The sequence below is a fragment of the Novosphingobium aureum genome, from assembly GCF_015865035.1.
GTDB classification, from domain to species: Bacteria; Pseudomonadota; Alphaproteobacteria; order Sphingomonadales; family Sphingomonadaceae; genus Novosphingobium; species Novosphingobium aureum.
Map to the genome: position 1 here is coordinate 105022 of NZ_JADZGI010000001.1, position 16789 is coordinate 121810.

13 protein-coding genes are annotated in these 16789 nt (G+C 65.5%); 5 read left to right on the forward strand and 8 right to left on the reverse strand.

Annotation, left to right across the window (positions count from 1 at the left end; translation table 11 throughout):
- Positions 1-98: 98 nt before the first annotated feature.
- On the reverse strand, positions 99-431 hold the full coding sequence (locus I5E68_RS20330; RefSeq protein WP_197159795.1) for a TonB-dependent receptor: 333 nt from the start codon (positions 429-431) through the stop codon (positions 99-101).
- A gap of 48 nt (positions 432-479) precedes the next feature.
- Complete coding sequence (locus I5E68_RS00540; protein ID WP_197159797.1) at positions 480-2687, reverse strand: TonB-dependent receptor; 2208 nt, start codon at positions 2685-2687, stop codon at positions 480-482.
- Positions 2688-2841: 154 nt separating this feature from the next.
- Here I5E68_RS00540 and I5E68_RS00545 point away from each other — a divergent pair, with 154 nt between their 5' ends.
- Complete coding sequence (locus tag I5E68_RS00545; RefSeq protein WP_197159799.1) at positions 2842-3354, forward strand: RNA polymerase sigma factor; 513 nt, start codon at positions 2842-2844, stop codon at positions 3352-3354.
- Between the two features lie 4 nt (positions 3355-3358).
- On the forward strand, positions 3359-4351 hold the full coding sequence (locus I5E68_RS00550) for a FecR family protein (protein WP_197159800.1): 993 nt from the start codon (positions 3359-3361) through the stop codon (positions 4349-4351).
- A gap of 99 nt (positions 4352-4450) precedes the next feature.
- Here the strand turns inward: I5E68_RS00550 and I5E68_RS00555 are convergent, their stop codons facing one another.
- From I5E68_RS00555 to I5E68_RS00570, 4 genes are all read right to left on the reverse strand, one after another.
- Positions 4451-5920, reverse strand: a complete 1470-nt coding sequence (locus tag I5E68_RS00555) for an amidohydrolase (protein ID WP_228726740.1) — start codon at positions 5918-5920, stop codon at positions 4451-4453.
- Positions 5921-6027: 107 nt separating this feature from the next.
- Positions 6028-9030, reverse strand: coding sequence for a TonB-dependent receptor domain-containing protein (locus tag I5E68_RS00560; RefSeq protein WP_197159801.1), 3003 nt, complete (start codon positions 9028-9030; stop codon positions 6028-6030).
- 150 nt (positions 9031-9180) lie between these two features.
- Complete coding sequence (locus tag I5E68_RS00565) at positions 9181-11961, reverse strand: M14 family metallopeptidase (RefSeq protein WP_228726742.1); 2781 nt, start codon at positions 11959-11961, stop codon at positions 9181-9183.
- 123 nt (positions 11962-12084) lie between these two features.
- A complete protein-coding gene (locus I5E68_RS00570) occupies positions 12085-13500 on the reverse strand; it encodes a putative 2OG-Fe(II) oxygenase (protein WP_197159804.1) in 1416 nt (471 codons plus the stop codon).
- A 276-nt stretch (positions 13501-13776) separates the two neighbouring features.
- On the opposite strand from I5E68_RS00570, the gene I5E68_RS00575 reads away from it, so the two are divergent.
- The 3 genes from I5E68_RS00575 to xth all read left to right on the forward strand — a co-directional run bounded on the left by I5E68_RS00575 (position 13777) and on the right by xth (position 15469).
- The gene (locus I5E68_RS00575; protein WP_197159806.1) at positions 13777-14202 is read left to right on the forward strand and encodes a CBS domain-containing protein; all 426 of its coding nucleotides are present in this window, start codon (positions 13777-13779) and stop codon (positions 14200-14202) included.
- A gap of 81 nt (positions 14203-14283) precedes the next feature.
- Entirely contained in the window at positions 14284-14616 is a 333-nt protein-coding gene (gene erpA, locus I5E68_RS00580) for an iron-sulfur cluster insertion protein ErpA (RefSeq protein WP_197159809.1), read from the forward strand.
- Positions 14617-14695: 79 nt separating this feature from the next.
- Positions 14696-15469 (forward strand): exodeoxyribonuclease III, encoded by a 774-nt coding sequence (xth, locus tag I5E68_RS00585; RefSeq protein WP_197159811.1) that lies wholly within the window; start codon positions 14696-14698, stop codon positions 15467-15469.
- Positions 15470-15586: 117 nt separating this feature from the next.
- On the opposite strand, the gene I5E68_RS00590 is transcribed toward xth, so the two are convergent.
- Positions 15587-16255, reverse strand: coding sequence for a cell wall hydrolase (locus I5E68_RS00590; RefSeq protein WP_197159813.1), 669 nt, complete (start codon positions 16253-16255; stop codon positions 15587-15589).
- 199 nt (positions 16256-16454) lie between these two features.
- A complete protein-coding gene (locus I5E68_RS00595; protein WP_197159815.1) occupies positions 16455-16787 on the reverse strand; it encodes a DUF1491 family protein in 333 nt (110 codons plus the stop codon).
- Positions 16788-16789: the final 2 nt, after the last annotated feature.

Consider the following 16789-nt stretch of genomic DNA (forward strand, 5'->3'; position numbering starts at 1 on the left):
AGAGGCCACAGGTTCGAATCCTGTCGGGTGCGCCATTTCTCAACAACTTGCCTCGACCGCAGCGTCGCTACTTGAGCGATGCAGAGCAGCGCGCGTCGTCAGAAGTCGTGGGTGAAGTCCAGCGAGATCGTGCGCGGGATCGCGCCGTAGATCTGGCGTTCGTCGAAGGCATTGCGCTGGACCTGTGCCGCTGCTGACGAATCGAGCACGTTGCGCAAGGTCAGCGTCAGGTCCCAGCCCTTGCCGCCAAGTCCCATGGTGAGGTCGAGCGTGGCGCGCGCCGGTGTGCGTACGTAGCCGGTGATGTCCGGGTTGAATTGCGAGGCGAACGAGTCTGCCGTGGCCAGATCGAGCCGGGCACGCCAGGTCAGGTCAGTGCGCAGGCGTCCCTCCCATGCGATCGCGGCATTGCCAGCCAGCGGCGGCACCATCGGTACCCGATCTCCCGCAAGCCCCTGCCCGACCGGACTGGGCCAGCGCTAATTCTCCGCAAGCCGGGAATCGGTCCATGTGGCGTTGAGGCTGAAAGTCCCGCCCGGGACCGGTTTCCACTCGAGCCCCAGTTCGACCCCGTCGATATCCACGTCGCCGACATTGGTGTTGTAGGTAAAGGCGCTGTTGGCGCTGTTCGCCGAATAGATCATGTCCGACCAGTCGATGTGATAGGCAGCCAGTTGCAGATCAAGCGCCGGGCCGGGCAGATGCGCGCGCAGGCCCGCTTCGTAGCTGCGCAGCGAGTCGGCATGGTAGGTACGCTCGGTCTCGGTGAGGGCAGGCGTGATGTTGACCCCGCCGGGACGGAAGCCGTCGGCAATCTGGATATAGCCAAGCAGGCCGCGTGCCGGTCGCCAGGCGAGCTGCGCCTTGTAGTTCGAACCGTTCTCGCGCGTGGTGAACTGGCCCGGTGCAATATCGGCGGTACCGGTGATGAGGTTGGGAATGACGATTTCGCCTCCCGCCTCGCGAAAATAATGGAAGAAGCGAAAGCCACCGGTCACGGTGAGCGACGACGTGAGACTGCGGCTCGCCTCGCCGAACACCGCGAACTGGTCGAGACCGGTATGGATCGTGCGAAATCCGGTCACGTCCAGCGGCTTGAGCACCAGTCCGCTGGCGGTATCGCCGAGCGCGGTAATGCTGTCCACGCGGCTGCGACGGCGCTCGGCGAAGAGGCCCAGCGTGACGGCCATGTCCGCCAGCGCCTCGGAATGGAACCGCAGTTCGCCATTGGCGCTGGTCACGTGCATCGGCTGGTAGAGCAAGGCTGGCAGGCGCGAGCTTGCATATGCCTCGTAGGCTGCCCACTGCGCGGCGTCGCACGTGCCGCCGGCTGGCAGCGCGTTGTAGCGGCTGCAGGCCGCCGGGCTGTCCACCTGACCCGCGATGACGTCGCTGAAATCGCTCTGGCGGGTCACGTTCCAGCGGTAGAGCGTACCCGAGGCGGTCAGCATTCCCCAGTCGGTCATGACCTCGAGCACGGCATTGCCCAGGGTCAGGGTGTTCTCGTTTGGCATACGCACCGGGACGTCGCTGAGGTAGAGACCGGCCTCGTCGTTCCAGAACCTGCCGGCATCGATCCGGCTCGCCTGGCGCAGCCCCGATACGCGCAGCGTGACGTCGGGACCCGGTTTCCACTCGAGCGCCAACCGGCCGCCGATGCGATCGGTTGCGCCCAGATTCTCCTGCGCGACAAGCGGTTGGTCGATATAACCGCCAATGCGGCGCGTGTAGCCCACCGCGCGCACGGCCAGGCGGTCCTTGGCCAGTGGCAGGTTCAGCATCGCCGAGGCATTGTAGCCCGCACCGCCGCCGCGGGTCGTTGCCAGCCCGGTATGGACCTGTGCGGCGGCAGCGGCAGGATCGGGCCGGTTGAAATGGATGCGCAAGGTCCCGCCCATCGAACTGGCGCCGTAGAGCGTGCCTTGCGGACCGCGCAGCAGTTCGATGCGATCGATGTCGACCAGTTCCTGGTCCGGCGTGATCCAGCCCGGATCGAAGGTCGTGCCCGAAGGGCCGGTCACCGGGGCATCGCCGTAGTAGACCCCGACGGTAGCCTCGCCCCGGCCATAGACCCCGCGGATGGTAAGACGCTGGGCGCCGCTGCTCGCCTCGGACATGGCCAGCGAGGGCGTGGCGCTGGCCAGTTCGCGCAAGTCGCGGATTTCGCGCCGCGCCAGCGATGCGCCCGGCATGACCGAGAGGTCAGCGGCGCTTTCGGCCAGGATCGTGGGATACTTGAAGGCGGTCACCATGATGTCGCGCTTCGGCTCGCCCTGTACGGCAGTAGCCGTTTCGCGAGCCTTTGCCGCATGCCGCGAGCCCGCGACGATCATCACCGCATCGGGACCAAGCCGACGCACCGCGAACCCGGACCCTGCGAGAATGCGTTCGAGCGCGACCTGCCGGCCGCAACTGGCGTGTAGCCCAGGGCCGGTACGGTTGGCGACGAGTTCGGGTGCGAAGAGTATCTGCATTCCGCTCTGGCGCGCGAAAGTGAGCAGGGCCAGCCGCAATGGCCCGGCCGGGATGTCGAAGCGCTGCTCCGCCTCGTTCGTCGTGTCCGCAAGCGCGGCCTCGGGCATGGACAATGCAAGCAAAGGCGTACCGGCAAGAGCAGCAACAAGCCGCAAGCTACCAGCCCGGTGGAACGCCATGCGCCCCCGCCATGCCCCCTTGCCTAGGATCATCGAACCCTCTGTTGCGGCCGTCCCTGTCACGGCCTTGCAATCGTTTATCCGAAGGGAGCTTCCACCCTTGACCCCCCAGAATCAATATGATCTTCTCGTGACAGAACAAAAATCTGGGTGAGGTTGCCTGCACAAGACAACAGCGGGGGCAATCATGGGGTTACGTTCGGGAGTCGGACGCGTTCAGGACGCGGAAGACGACTCCGGGGTACTTAGACTGGTGCACAATTTCTTCGTCCGGCGACTTGGTTCGCAGGACGCGGAGGACATGGTGCAGGAAGTCGCCTTGCGGCTCCACCAGCGTCGCTCGAACGAGCAGATCGAGTCTCGCGAAGGCTATGCCGTCCAGGTTGCCCGCAGCGTGCTGACCGATCGCTGGCGGCGAGAAAGCGTGCGGCAACGCGATCGGCACGTGACGCTCGAAGACTATCACCATCCGGTTGAGGACATCTCTCCCGCGCGCGTCCTGGAAGGAAAGGAAAGACTGACGCAAGTGCTGCGTTCGCTCGAGGAATTACCCGATCGTACGCGGCAGGTCTTTGTCCTTCATCGCTTCGAGGAATTGAGCTATGCGGCCATCGCATCCCACATGGAGATATCGGTCAGCGCGGTTGAAAAGCACATCATGAAGGCAATCAAGCACCTTGCAAAGCGGATGGGCGACTGACCCGATGACCGCCCAAACCACCGCGGACGACACCGCGGCCTTCTGGTATGCCCGGCTCGGCGCCGACGACCTGCACGCCGCCGACCGCGAAGCCTTCGAAACCTGGCTCGAGTCCGACACGGAAAATCGCCGCGCCTGGCTCCGGGTCGAGCGCGCTGCGCTTGCTGCCGACACTCTGGCCGTCTCGCCCGAAGCGCGCGCCCTCGTCGCCGACGCACTGGCCAGTCCGGCACGCGATCGCGCGCCCTTGCGCAAGAAGCGCGCGCCGGTTCTGGCCATGGCCGCCGCTGCCGTGCTGACTTTGGGTATAGGGTCGATCACCTGGCTCAACTACGCCACTGGCGAGGACACTCCGGCTGCGGCGACGCAGACTTTCGCCAGCGCTGCAGGCGAGAAGCGCGAATTCATGCTCGAGGACGGCTCCAAGGTCGTGCTCGATGCCGCATCCGAAGTGAAGGTCGCGGCGAACAGCGGCGGACGCACGCTCGAGCTCACCCGCGGCGAGGCCTACTTCACCGTTGCTAAGGACCGCGAACACCCCTTCACCGTCACCGCCGCCGGCTACACCGTCACCGCGCTCGGCACGCAGTTCGACGTCGATCTCGCCGGACACGGTAGCGGCCTCAAGGTGGCCCTGATCGAAGGCAAGGTGGGCATCACGCGCGAACAGGACGAGGAAAGCTGGATCCTCACCCCGGGCATGGTGCTCTCGGTCGCAGGCGACGAGGTCAGGCTGAGCGAGAAGAGCGCTGCGCAGGCAGTGGGCTGGATGAGCGGGACGATCACCTTCGACAATGCCCCGCTCGGCGAAGTTGTGGCGCGGATGAACCGCTATCTGCCGCATCGCCTGACCATCGATCCACGGCTCGAGAAGCGCAGCTTCAGCGGCCTCGTGCGCACTGACGACGATGCCGCGCTGATTGAGGCGCTCGAAGCCTACGGCATCGCCCGCGCCCGCAAGCGCGACGACGGCGTGGTGGAACTGGTCCCCTACTGAGCCCCTGCCTGCCGAAAGCTCTGCGCATCACCGGACGAGAAAAGGGCGAAGCCGCAGACCGCGACTTCGCCCTTTTGCATGAATACGCCGGTTGCCCGCTCAGTCGGTCGGCGCAACGCCCTTGCGGTAGTCGAGCGGCGGCGCGCGGTCGCCGATCATGGCCTCGTAGACGAAATCCTCGCCGCGCCGCTCCTTGAACTCGGCTGTTGCTGCGGTGATTTCCTCGGGGCTCGCGAAAAGTTCGGCAGCGGTCAGCGCAAGCGTCTTGGAGGCGACCATCGCCCCCTTGAGGCCGATCGTCGAACCGGCGGCCGCGACGTTCTGCCAGCTGTGCCCGGCAGAGCCCGGAACGAAGGTCGCGGTCGAAAGGCCGACGGTGGGCGTCACCCAGCTCACGTCGGAGACGTCGGTCGAGCCCGACATGCCCTTCTCGAAGACAGCGGCAGGCTCGATCTCTCCGACACGCTCGATCGGAGGGGCCTTGCCGGTGAAGCTCTCCTGGATCTTGCGTCCGAAGGCCTTCTCCTCCTCGGTCCAGGTGATGCCGCCGACCTTGTGCAGCGAGCGGTCCATGACCTTCATCAGCACTTCGTTGGGCAGGAGGCTGTAGACGCCGCCGGTCTGCTCGAAGTCGACCTTGGTCTGCGTGCCCATCGCCGCGCCGTTGGCGGCTTCCTTCACCCAGTCCATCACGCGGCGCACGACCTGCGGATCGACGTGGCGCACGTAGTAGTAGACCTCGGCCTCGTCGGGCACGACGTTGGGGGCCTTGCCGCCATCGGTGATGACGTAGTGGATGCGCGTTGATTCGGGGATGTGCTCGCGCATCATGTTGACCATCGCGTCCATCGCCTCGACCCCGTCGAGTGCGGAACGGCCCTTGTCGGGAGCGCCGGCGGCATGGGCGGACTTGCCATGGAAGCGGAACTTGCCCGAGATGTTGGCGAGGCTGGGCCCCTGCGCGGCCGAATTGGTGTCGCCCGGGTGCCAGTGCAGCGCGATGTCGACATCGTCGAACAGCCCGTCGCGCACCATGTAGGCCTTGGCCGAGCCGCCTTCTTCGGCAGGCGTTCCGTAGACGCGGATCTCGCCCTTGATGTTGTTCGCGGCCATCCACTGCTTAACCGCGATGCCGGCGTAAGTCGACGCAGTGCCGAACAGGTTGTGGCCGCAGCCGTGGCCTGCGTTGCCACCAAGCGAATGGCGCGTGGGCTCGGCAGCCTGCGAGAGGCCGGGCAGGGCGTCGAACTCGGCGAGAACGGCGACCACCGGACCTTCGCCGTTACGGTAGCTGGCGACGAAGGCGGTCGGCTGACCGGCGATCCCCGGCTTGACGGTAAAGCCGGCCTTGGAGAGGCGCGATTGCAGCAGCGCCGAGCTCTGCGTCTCGAGATAGCCCAGTTCAGCGTAGTTCCAGATCTTGAGCGCGGTATCGTCGAAGGTCGTCTTGTCGCCTTCGAGCGAGGCGAGAATCTGGTCCTGCTGCGCCTCGGGCAGGGGCTGGGCAAGTGCCGGGCCTGCCAGCACCGCGGCGAGAGCGCCGAGCGCGGCGAATGTCATGGTCTTCATGCGTATTCCTCGAAAGTGTCGCAAAAACGCGGCGCCTGCCCGGCCTTGGAGAGTACCGGGCAGGCGCCTCGACCGGTCGGACCGGCGCGCGGTCCGACCGGTCGCGATCAGAACTTCTTGGTAATGGCGGCGTTGAAGTAGCGGCCGATCACATCGTAGTTCTGGGCATCGTAGGTGCCGCGGATATCGCCCACCTGGGGCGGCTTGCGGTTGAACATGTTGGTCACGCTGATGCGCAGCTCGGTATCGCCGGGCATGATTGCGCGGGCGTTGAGATCGAACACGTCGTAGGCGCTGACGCCGCGGGTGGTGCTCGAGGGGCTGACGACGCGCGCCGAGGCGATCATCGAGTCGAGGTGGCGCCAGCGCAGGCCGAAACCGTACCCGTCCTTCGACCAGCCCAGCGAGGTGATCGTCTTCCACTCTGGGTGCGCCGTGCCCGCGCCCGATTCGATGCCGGTGCCGATCGAGCCCGCATAGTCGTAGGTACTCGCGCCGGGCAGGGCCTGGATCTCGAACTTGTCGAGGTAGCTTGCCGCCACGTTGAGCGAGATCTGGCCGGGATCGCCGCCGAAGATCTGGTCGAGGCCGAAGCGCCAGTCGAACTGGACGTCGATACCGCGCACGTTGAACGTGCCCAGGTTGAGCAGGGGCTGGACCGGGTTGACCGGAACGCCGCTGTCGGTGCTGCGCTCGATCAGCGAGCAATAGTAGTTGTCCGGGTCGTAGCTCGGGTTGTTACCGCCCGAGTTGTAGCAGAACTGAATCCCCTGAGCGATCGAGAGCGGCCCGATCGCGTCCTTGATCTTGATCTGGTACCAGTCGACCGAGAGCGACATGTTCGACAGCATCGGCGTCATGAACGGCGAGGTGAGGACCGCACCGAGCGAGAGGGTGTCGGCCTTTTCTTCCTGCAGGTCGGGGTTGCCGCCGGTGAGCGCAAAGACCTGCGCGGTGCCCAGCTGGTAGCTGTCGATGATCGCCTCGGGGATGCCCTGGGCGAGACACAGCTCGCGCACCGCATCACCGTTTGCGCCCTGACGATAGGACGAGCGCACGTCGCACGGGTCGCCGTTGGTATTGCTGGCGCTCGGCGTGCCGATACCGACCGAACCGGTCGAGACCGGGGCGAACAGCTCGCCCACGCTCGGTGCGCGGATGGCGCGGTTGTACCCGCCGCGCAGACGGATCGAGTCGATAACGCGCCAGTCGAAGTCGGCCTTGTAGGTGTGCACCCCGCCGACCGAGCTGTAGTCCGAATAGCGATAACCGAGGTCGAGGTTGAATTCCTGGATCGCGGGCAGGTCGTGCAGCACCGGCACGAAGAGCTCGGCGAAGACTTCCTTGGTCGAGACCGAGCCCGAAGCCGGACGCAATACCGAATAGCCCAGAATGTCGCTCGTGCCATTGGCCTGCGCGAGCTGGTTGTCGGGCTCGAAGCCGTAGCCGTTGTAGCGATAGTCCGCGCCGAGCGCGAAGCGGACCTCGCCGGCGGGCGCATCGAACAGTCCGCCCTGGATCGAGCCCTCCACCGTGCGCTGGCGCAAGGTGTTGGTGTTGAGCGTGCGGCGGGTGATGTAGTCGATGCACTCCTGCGACGGGGTCAGGTTGCCGAAGGGGTTGAAGCCGCCCTCGCACAGTTCGCTGCCCCCGGTCGGGCTGTTGAGCAGCTCGGCGAGCGCCGAGGCGCTGGCACCGCCGACCTGCTCGTTCTCGAACTTGGCGCGGCTGACCGAGCCGTAGAGTTCCCAGGTCCAGTCCTTGACGCCCAGGTTGCCGTCGAAGCCGAAGGTGCCCTGCCACACGTTGTAGCGGTAGGCCTGGAGGCGCTGGCCCAGGACGTTGAAGGCCTTGTAGAAAGTGAAGTTTGCGTCGGGATCGGCGCGCGAGGCAAGGATCGAGGCGAACTCGTCGGTAATGTAGGGATTGGTCACCGGAACCGAGAGGCCGTAGACGTTCGAGGCCAGCGTCGGGTTGGCCACGCCTACCGAGCTGTAGTCGGTCATGGTGAACTGGCCAAAGGCGCGGATACTGTCGGTCAGCTCGTAATCGACCTTGGCAAAGACCGAGTAGCGGTTGAGGTCCGACTGGAGCGAGGAGCCGGTATAGCCGAAATTGAGCTGCTGGTTGGTCGGGCTGGTCGAGACGAGATAGGCAGAATCGCTCTCGGGGTCGCGCAGGTTGTAGACCGGTACGCCGACCTCGCTGAACAGCGTCTGGTCGGTGTTGAAGCCGAACCAGCCGGTGTACTGGCCGGCCGCGTTGCCGGGCAGGGCAGGGGTCCCGTAGATGCCCTCGAACACCGCGTTGACCGCATCGAGGCTCGGCGTGTTGGCACCGAACAGCACCGTACCCTGCCGGATCGTCGCGAGGCCGGCACGATCGGAGCGATAGCGGTAGTAATCACGCCGGTACTGCAGCGCGCGTTCGCGCTTGGTGTAGTCGAACGAGATCACCGCCGAACCGCGCCCGTCGGCGAATTCGCCGCCGGCCACGGCGCCCAGACGATAGCTCTCGCCGTCGCCGTATTCGCTGGTACCGGCCTCTCCGTGCACTTCGAGGCCCTCGAAATTGCGCTTGAGGCGGAAGTTGACGACGCCGGCGGTAGCGTCCGAACCATAGGTGGTCGAAGCACCGCCGGTGATCACCTCGACGCTCTCGATCAGCGCCTCGGGAATGGTGTTGAGGTCGACCGAACCGTCGGGGTTGGAGGGCTGCAGGCGGCGCCCGTCGAGCAGGATCAGGGTACGCTTGGCACCGAGGCCGCGAAGGCTGGCATAGGCCTGGCCGCCGTTGAGGCCGGTGCTGGTGCTGCCGCCGTTCGATTCACCGAAGGCACCGGCGAACTGCGGCATCTGTGCGAGCGACTTCTCGACCGTCAGGCGCCCGCTGTCCTCGAGCGCATCGTTGCCGATCGAGACGATCGGGCTGTTGGCGACGTAGTCGGGCCGGGCAATGCGCGAGCCGGTGACGACGATGCTGCCGACATCCTCGGGCTCGGCCGCGGGCGGCGCGTCGGGCAGGCTCTGAGCCATGGCGCCACTGGCGAGGAGGGCGCAGGGTGCGCAGGTTCCGGCCAGAAACAGCCGCAAGGACGTTCTCGAATTCATTTAGTACCCCTCATGTACGAAGAAAAATTATCCACGTGACAGTGAGGACGCAGCGAAGTTTCAATACCTCAGCAAATTTTCGAAATGTTTCAAAAAAAATGCGCCGAACACGGATTCCCATGTTCGACGCATATAGTTCAGGGTGGATTCTTACTTCTCGGCGCTTGCCGGTCCGTACAGAATTCCGTTGAAGAGGAACTTGAAGGTTGGATAGGGCTGCCCGCGCTGCGTCACTTCGGGACCCATCACGAAGAGCTTGCCCTTGCCCAGGTCGACGTCGGCGATCGCGGTCGTACCGTTGAGCTTCTCCTGCCCCAGTGCCCAGCCGCTGCGCAGCGGGCTTGCACTGTCGTACCAGGAGATGCGCTTAACCTGCGAACCGTCGCCGGTGAGGTTGAACGACTGGCTGTGGTCGAAGAACATGTTGACCTCGGCCGGCACGCCATAGGCGAGCGGTGCGGTGGGATCGACCTTGGCATCGAGGATCGCGCCGGGGATGTAGAACTCCTTGGAGTCCAGCGGGGCGAGCTTGCCGTCGACGGTCTTGGCGAGCGCGGGCTGAAGCGGGGCGCCCAGCATCGTCGCGAGCTGGGCCGCACTGCCCACCGCGATGATCGTGCCGCCGGCCTTGGCGAAGCGGTCGAGCTGCGGGACGGTCTTTTCCTCGCTGACCTTGCCCAGCCAGGGGCGGTACTGCGCCGGGATCTCCTGCGGATCGGGCATCGTCACCGGACGACCGCGCCAGGGCCCGCCGTTGACCGGCACCGTGCCGTTCGCGAAGAGCAGGACGTCGTAGCTGGCCTTGAGGTTACCCTTGTCGAGCTCGCCCGGGTAGACGACCTTGAAGGGGAACTCGTACTGTTCGAGCAGGAACCGGGTCCAGCCGGCCGGCATGACGCCGCCGTACTGGTCGACGAGGCCAACACGCACCGGCTTGATCGCCATGGTCTCGCCGGTCGGTGCCGCATCGGCGGCATAGGCGTTGATGCCCAGTTCCTTGACCGCTGCGGCAACAATTGCGCGCGACTTGGCCGATGCCGGGACCCACACCGCACCGGGAGCGAAGTCCACACCCTGCGCGCTGGTCTGCTGCTTGATCCACGAGACCGGCAGCTTCTGCTTGAGCAGGCGGTTGGTCAGGATGAAGCTGTTGTTGGTCTCGTGACGCAGCAGCCACCCGGCCTTGCCCTCGCCCACGATCTGCCCCTCGGGCACGCCCAGCAGGCCCGAAACCTTGGTGAAGGGACCATCGACGCTCTCGAACACGCGGTCATAGGTCACGCCCATCTGCTCGGAGAGGGTGTAGCCGGTGATGTCGTAGGGTGCCTTGGGCGGGCCGCCGGGATATTCCTCGTCGTGCGGGTGATCCTGCGGCTCGAACATGTCGAGCACGTGCGGGCGATAGGCCTGCCCGGTCTGAACCACGAACGAGCCTGCCGGGTACTGCTTGCCTGCAGCAGTGAAGGGCTGGCTGGCCTGAAGCACGTCGACGCCGTTCTTCAGCAGCGCGTTGAGGAAGGCGATCGTGGTCGGTGCGTCGCGCTGGGCGGGCGGCAGGATGTAGGCGCGCGGATCGCGACGCTCGGGCGCCTGCAGGACCTCGTCGTAGAGCCCGGGATCGACGCGCTTGGCGCTACGGAAATAGCCGGTGGCCTCGGGTGCGGGCCGACCCTTTGCCGCCTCTTCCAGCGCATCGATGTCGCCCGGGGTCGTGGTCCAGCTGTCACGCTGGCCAGCCTCGATACCGTTCCGGCCCATCTTGTAGATGTTGTAGAGCAGGCGGTCGCGGTTGCGCGAGGCATAGTCGAGCACCGCGCGGTCGAGCGACCACTGGTACTCGAGACTGTCGGCAAGGTGCCATTCCTGCGGGCGGATCGGCAGAGGCTCGTCATTGCGCGCAAGCTGGTTGTCGGGAACCAGCGGGATCGTCTCGGGGGTAGGCCCGCCGATGATCTCTGTGAGCAGGCCGATCGAGTTGTGGAAGTAGGCGACCGAGCGCTCCATGCCGTTGTGCCAGGTCGAGTAGGGGGCGGCAGAGCGCATGCCCGAACCACCCTTGCCCTCGGCGACGAGGCGGCTGTGCATGGTCGAGCCCACTTCCTGCAGCTCGGTCATGAGCAGGGGTTCGTAGTTATAGTTGAACGGGTCGCGGAAGGGCGGAACGAAGACCACCATGCCCGCCGGTCCGGTCTGGTGCTGGTTGAAGATGATCTGCGGGAACCATTCGCGGAACAGCACCCGGTTGACGTTCTCCGTCTCGGGCATGTGCGCCATGAAGCTGTCGCGGTTGTTATCGTGACCGACGTACTTCTGATAGAGCCGCGGGATCGTGCGGAACTCGCGCTTGGTCTTGTCCTCGTTGCGCATGTACCAGTCGGCGACGAGCTGGAGGCCGTCGGGATTGTCATGGCCGAACAGGATGATGACGTCGTCGAGAATGCGCTTGGTCTCGGCATCGTCGCCGGTCAGCATGCGGTAGAGAACGTGGATCTGCGACTGCGTCGTCACCGTTTCGGTGGCGTGCATGCCCGCATCGATCCAGACCACCGCCTTGCCTTCGGCGGCAAGCGCCTGGGCCTGCTCGTCGGAAATTCCGTCAGCCTTGGCGAGCTGCTGCGCGATGCCGCGATAGTGCTCGAGCCTGGCGATGTTGGCAGGCGAGGAAACCGCCGCGACCCACATCGTGCGCCCTTCCGCGCTCTTGCCGATGTCGATCAGCTTGATCTTGTCGGACTGGCTGGCGAGCTTCTTGAGATAGGCCTCGTACTGGTCGTAGTTGGCGAGGAAGTAATCGCTGCCCGGCTCCTGCGGGAAGCTTTCGGCAGGGGTCGCGATGCCCTTGTCGTTGGGACCGGAGATCTGGGCAAGGCCCGGTGATGTCATCAAGAGGGCGACCGCCGCCAGGCTGGCCGTCCCGCGCCAATTACGCATATATGATCTCCTGTCCCGCCAAGAATTGGCCCTGGTTATGGAGAGAGACGCAGGGCTCTTGCGTTCCCTCATGACTTTTTTGGAACTTTTTCGAAATTTTCGACTTGGGCCGGATCGCCCGGTTCAGATGGGCACCACATCGAAGGCAAGGCTGAGCCGGTCCTCTTCACCCCGGAAATGCTCGGTTCCATGCCAGCAGTAGCTGGGGAACAGTACGAGGTTGCCCGCCTTGGGCCGGATGCGGTGGAGCGGTGCCATCTCGGGCCTCGTCGCGATCCCCGGGCGGCCGAAGGCAAGCCAGCCCTGCGGCGGCTCCGCGCTCGCGGCAGGAGTCTCGACGTGGAGCGCGCTCGATATCCAGCCTTCGGGATGGACGTGGTCGACGTGATAGCCGCCCGCTCGCAACAACACCGACCAGGCCCCGGTAAAGCGCCAGCGTTCAGGGGAGGGGGCCCGCGCGCGCGTCGGGTCGCTGCCGGGGCCGAGTTCGGCGATATAGCGCGAGACGGTGCGGCGAATTTCGAGGAAGAGCCCGGCGATGACCGGGTCGTTGCTGCGCGAGAGGTCCTCCTGCGTCTGGCTGCCGAAGCGCAGCGACTGGCCGAGCGGGTGCATCGAGAAACCGTGGCGCGCACGCAGCACTCCGGCTACCGCACCGAGCCACTCCTCGCGCGATGCCCAGCCTTCGGGCGTCGCCACCTCGAGCGAGCGGATCAGCCCGGTATCCTCGTAATCGGCGAGCCCGCGCGGATCGCCCAGCGCGCGCCAGGCAGTGAGCAGCAGCGCACGCACGCCCTGATGGCGCGGATCGTGTGCGAGGATGCGCTCGGCAAGGTCGCGCGCCTCCTCGGCGCGTCCCTCGGCCAGCAGCGCCTCGACTGCGCCGCTGGCGGCAAGCGTAGAGGAGGGCGCGAGCCGCAGCGCCTCGACCACGTGGGAAAGCTGCGCCCCGCTGCGCCCGGCTGCGGCGCAGGCCTGTGCGGTCGCAAGACGCAGCGCGGGGTCGGCCGGGGCACTGCGCAAGGCGTGTTCGAGCCGCGCCACCGCCGCATCGGGCTCGCCCGCGGCAATATCCATGCGGCTGCGCAGGATCACGAGCGGCTGCGCCTCGTGCGTCGCGACAATCGCCGCATCGAGTGCGCGGGTCGCACCGGCAAGCTCGCCGCCGCGCATCCAGCGCAGCTGCGCGAGGTCGTGGTGCGCATCGTAATAGTCCGCGCGCAACGCGATCGCCTGCGCGAAGGCCTGCTCGGCCTCGTCGAGATGCCCCAGACCTTGCCGGGCGCGGGCAAGCACGAGCCAGGTCTCGGGGACTGCGCGGCTCAGCGATAGCGCGCGCTCAGCCTCGGCGGCAGCCTCCTCGAAAAGCGAGAGATCGCCGGCGGTCGAGGCGAGGTTGTGTGCCGCGACACTGCTCTGCGTCCGCAAACAGGCATCGAGACGATAGTGCTCCAGCGCCTCCTCGAGACGCCCTTGCGCCTTGAGCGCACGCGCGCGTCCCGCATGATCCTGCGGCGAAGTTTGCCCGGCACCATTCATGGTAAGAAGCTGCGACCCCCTGTAATCCCGTCCGATAATCCCGTCGATCCCGGCGGCTCGTCGGCGCAACCTGCCCGAGTCTTGCCGCATGTTCCACAACAGTGACGCAGCCCGCGAGATTGCCCTCAAGGACGAGTGCGTAAGTGCCATTCACCAGGCCTTCGCATGCCGCGCGTGAAGTGGCGCGCGGTCCGGCCCTGTGATACCATGGTCTCTGCCGGTCCAACGAGTCCGGCCCGGTCTCCGGCAACGGGGCGCAAAAAGGGAGAACCAAGGATGACGATTGAGCGGATCATCGAACACCGTCACGACATCGTGACCTGTTCGGTAAACAACACCATGCGTGAGGCCGCGACAATCCTGGCCGACCGCCGCATCGGTGCGCTGCCGGTGATGGACGGCACCATGATTGCCGGGATCTTTTCCGAACGCGACGTGATCTACCGCCTGCGCGAATTCGGCGCCGACGTGCTCGATCGCCCGGTTGCCGAGGTGATGACCGCACCCGCAGTGACAGTCTCGCCCGACACTGCCGCGATGACCGCATTGGCGATGATGACAAAGCGGCGCATCCGACACCTGCCGGTCGTCTCGGGCGGACAGATGATCGGCTTCGTCTCGATCGGCGACATCGTCAAGTATCGCCTCGACAAGGTCGAGGGCGAGGCGGCGGCCCTGCGCGACTATATCCAGATGGCCTGAGAGGGCTGGCCTGCCCCCGGTCTGCATTCTGCGGGCCCGGGGGAACTTGTCGCAAGGGCTCGGCAGGCCTACATTCAGGACATGGAACAGTCCTCGCTCATTCTCAGCCCCTCCGCCGCCGCCCGCGTTGCCGCCATCGCGCAGAAGCAGGACAAGCCGGCGATCCTGCGCCTTTCGGTCGAAGGCGGTGGCTGTTCGGGCTTCCAGTACAAGTTCGGTCTCGCCGATGCTGCGCTCGATGACGACAGCGTGGCCGAGACCGACGGCGTCAGGCTGGTGGTCGATCCGGTCAGCCTCGATCTCGTCGGCGGCGCACTGGTCGACTACGTCGAATCGCTCGGCGGCTCGGCCTTCAAGGTCGAGAATCCCAATGCCGCCGCCGGCTGTGGCTGCGGCTCCAGCTTCAGCATCTGAGGCCAGCCCCCGGCAAAGACCCCGCGCAGAGCCCGATTTGGCTTGACGCGAGGCAGGGCGCCTGCCGAGAAGGCGCGCCATGAAGATTGCCACTTTCAACATCAACGGCGTCAAGGCGCGCCTGCCCCGTCTGCTCGAATGGCTCGAGGAGACCCGTCCCGCGGTTGCCTGCCTGCAGGAGATCAAGTCGCAGGACGAGGGCTTTCCCATCAGCGAGTTCGAGAAGCTCGGCTACAAGGGCCTGTGGCACGGCCAGAAGAGCTTCAACGGCGTCGCCATCCTCGCCGATGGGGAAATGCCCGTCGAGGTGCAGCGCGGGCTCGAGGGCGAGCCCGAGGACGACCATTCGCGCTATCTCGAGGCCGATGTCTTCGGGCTGCGCGTCGCGTGCATCTACCTGCCCAACGGCAATCCGGTGCCCGGGCCCAAGTTCGACTACAAGCTGCGCTGGATGAAGCGGCTGCGCGCACGCATGGCGCAGATCCGCAGCGAGGAAGTGCCCGCGATCGTCACCGGTGATTTCAACGTCATCCCGCATGACCGCGACGTATGGTCGCCACCCGCGATGGCCGCCGATGCGCTGATGCAGCCGGAATCGCGCAATGCCTATTTCCGCCTGCTCGGCGATGGCTGGACCGACGCGATCGCGACGCACAACCCCAAGGGCGGCGTGTGGACCTACTGGGACTACCAGGCCGGCGCCTGGCCGCGCGATCACGGTTTCCGCATCGACCACGCGCTGCTTTCGCCCGAACTGGCCGACCGGCTCGTCGCCTGCGGCGTCGACAAGGACCATCGCGGGCGGGAGAAGGCGAGCGACCATGCTCCGGTCTGGGTGAGCTTGCGTGCCTGACGCGCGCAACCACTCCTGACAGCCCCGAAAATGCGAAGCGGCCGGATCCTCACAGGGATCCGGCCGCGTCATTTGCCTTCCAAGCCTCGTTCAGGCCCGATGACCGGGCCGAAGGGCTCAACGATAGAAGATGTGGTTGTCGACGCGTGCGAGGCGCGTCAGGCGCCAATTGGGCGAAATGCGCGCTGCGTGGAAGAACAGGGCTCCCTTGGCCGGGTTCTTCCAGCTGTCGTCGAGCGCGATCTGCGCGATCGCCACCGCACGGCGCCAGTTCTTCGACTTCTCGCGGATATGCGGCATCTTGCGCCCGCGCACGAAGGAGAACTGCGAGCGCTGGTAGATCACGTCGCAATAGTTGTCGGGAAAGCGCGAGGAGCGCGCGCGATTGATGATCACGCGACCGACCGCAAGCTGGCCCTCGAGCGACTCACCACGCGATTCGAAATAGATGCCACCGGCAAGGCAACGCATCTGACGCGACACCTGCGCAGGCATGGTCTGGCGATCGACCAGCTCGGACAGCGTCGCGGCCTCGTAGACGACACCGGCATCGGCCATGGTGTCCTGGGGAGCCGCTTCGGCCTCGAGGCTCTGCACGACGGGCTGCGAGACGAAGCGGACCGCTGCGTCCTGGGCCGGTGCGGAAATCGTATTCTGCGGATCCTGCGCGGCCATGACAGGCTCACTGTCGCTGGCGGCGGCTCCCGATCCCTGGGTGCTTACTACTGCAGTCACAACCGTTGCGACCAACGCTACCGCGCTGGCCCACTCAACTTTCGTACGCATGCAAAACTGATCAAATGCGGTGAACCGGTCCGACACAGGCTGGAACGGGATACCCGGACATGGGTACCTTGCTTCCGAGCGAGCCTGCCGACGATCCCCCGTCTGCGTGCTAGTCCGGTTGGCCGAAATGCCAAAGGGACCGCCATCGCGTCTTCGAGCGGCCCTTTAACTTGCAAGGCTTGCAAGTCAACCGGATTTCTCATCCGGCGTCGATGAAACGTTCACCATCTTGGATATCCAGTTCAACCAGCCAGGTATCGCGGTCCTGGGTTCTGCGGCGATCCAGATATTCCATAAATTCGTGTTTTTTTTCAGGGTCTTGTACCTTCGTGCACGACCATTTCCGCGACCCGTCCATATTGGGCATGCGTTCGTAAAGGCGTGAATTATCACCCTTTTCCATCAGCACGACGAGTATCGTCCCGGCGTCGCGTTCACCTTTTGCGAGAACCATACCGAAGCCGCCAGCGGCCTCGATTCGACGAATCAGCCCGGCAACCTCGAGATGTGCGGGAAGCCGGGCCTCGGTCATGC

Excerpts from the sequence above, each read along its gene's own strand:
- I5E68_RS00595 (WP_197159815.1), bottom strand. The coding sequence starts at position 16,787 with ATGACCGAGGCCCGGCTTCCCGCACATCTCGAGGTTGCCGGGCTGATT.
- I5E68_RS00590 (WP_197159813.1), bottom strand. The coding sequence starts at position 16,255 with ATGCGTACGAAAGTTGAGTGGGCCAGCGCGGTAGCGTTGGTCGCAACG.
- I5E68_RS00545 (WP_197159799.1), top strand. The coding sequence starts at position 2,842 with ATGGGGTTACGTTCGGGAGTCGGACGCGTTCAGGACGCGGAAGACGAC.
- I5E68_RS00575 (WP_197159806.1), top strand. The coding sequence starts at position 13,777 with ATGACGATTGAGCGGATCATCGAACACCGTCACGACATCGTGACCTGT.
- I5E68_RS00560 (WP_197159801.1), bottom strand. The coding sequence starts at position 9,030 with ATGAATTCGAGAACGTCCTTGCGGCTGTTTCTGGCCGGAACCTGCGCA.
- I5E68_RS00555 (WP_228726740.1), bottom strand. The coding sequence starts at position 5,920 with ATGAAGACCATGACATTCGCCGCGCTCGGCGCTCTCGCCGCGGTGCTG.
- I5E68_RS00570 (WP_197159804.1), bottom strand. The coding sequence starts at position 13,500 with ATGAATGGTGCCGGGCAAACTTCGCCGCAGGATCATGCGGGACGCGCG.
- xth (WP_197159811.1), top strand. The coding sequence starts at position 14,696 with ATGAAGATTGCCACTTTCAACATCAACGGCGTCAAGGCGCGCCTGCCC.
- I5E68_RS20330 (WP_197159795.1), bottom strand. The coding sequence starts at position 431 with ATGGTGCCGCCGCTGGCTGGCAATGCCGCGATCGCATGGGAGGGACGC.
- erpA (WP_197159809.1), top strand. The coding sequence starts at position 14,284 with ATGGAACAGTCCTCGCTCATTCTCAGCCCCTCCGCCGCCGCCCGCGTT.
- I5E68_RS00565 (WP_228726742.1), bottom strand. The coding sequence starts at position 11,961 with ATGCGTAATTGGCGCGGGACGGCCAGCCTGGCGGCGGTCGCCCTCTTG.
- I5E68_RS00540 (WP_197159797.1), bottom strand. The coding sequence starts at position 2,687 with ATGATCCTAGGCAAGGGGGCATGGCGGGGGCGCATGGCGTTCCACCGG.
- I5E68_RS00550 (WP_197159800.1), top strand. The coding sequence starts at position 3,359 with ATGACCGCCCAAACCACCGCGGACGACACCGCGGCCTTCTGGTATGCC.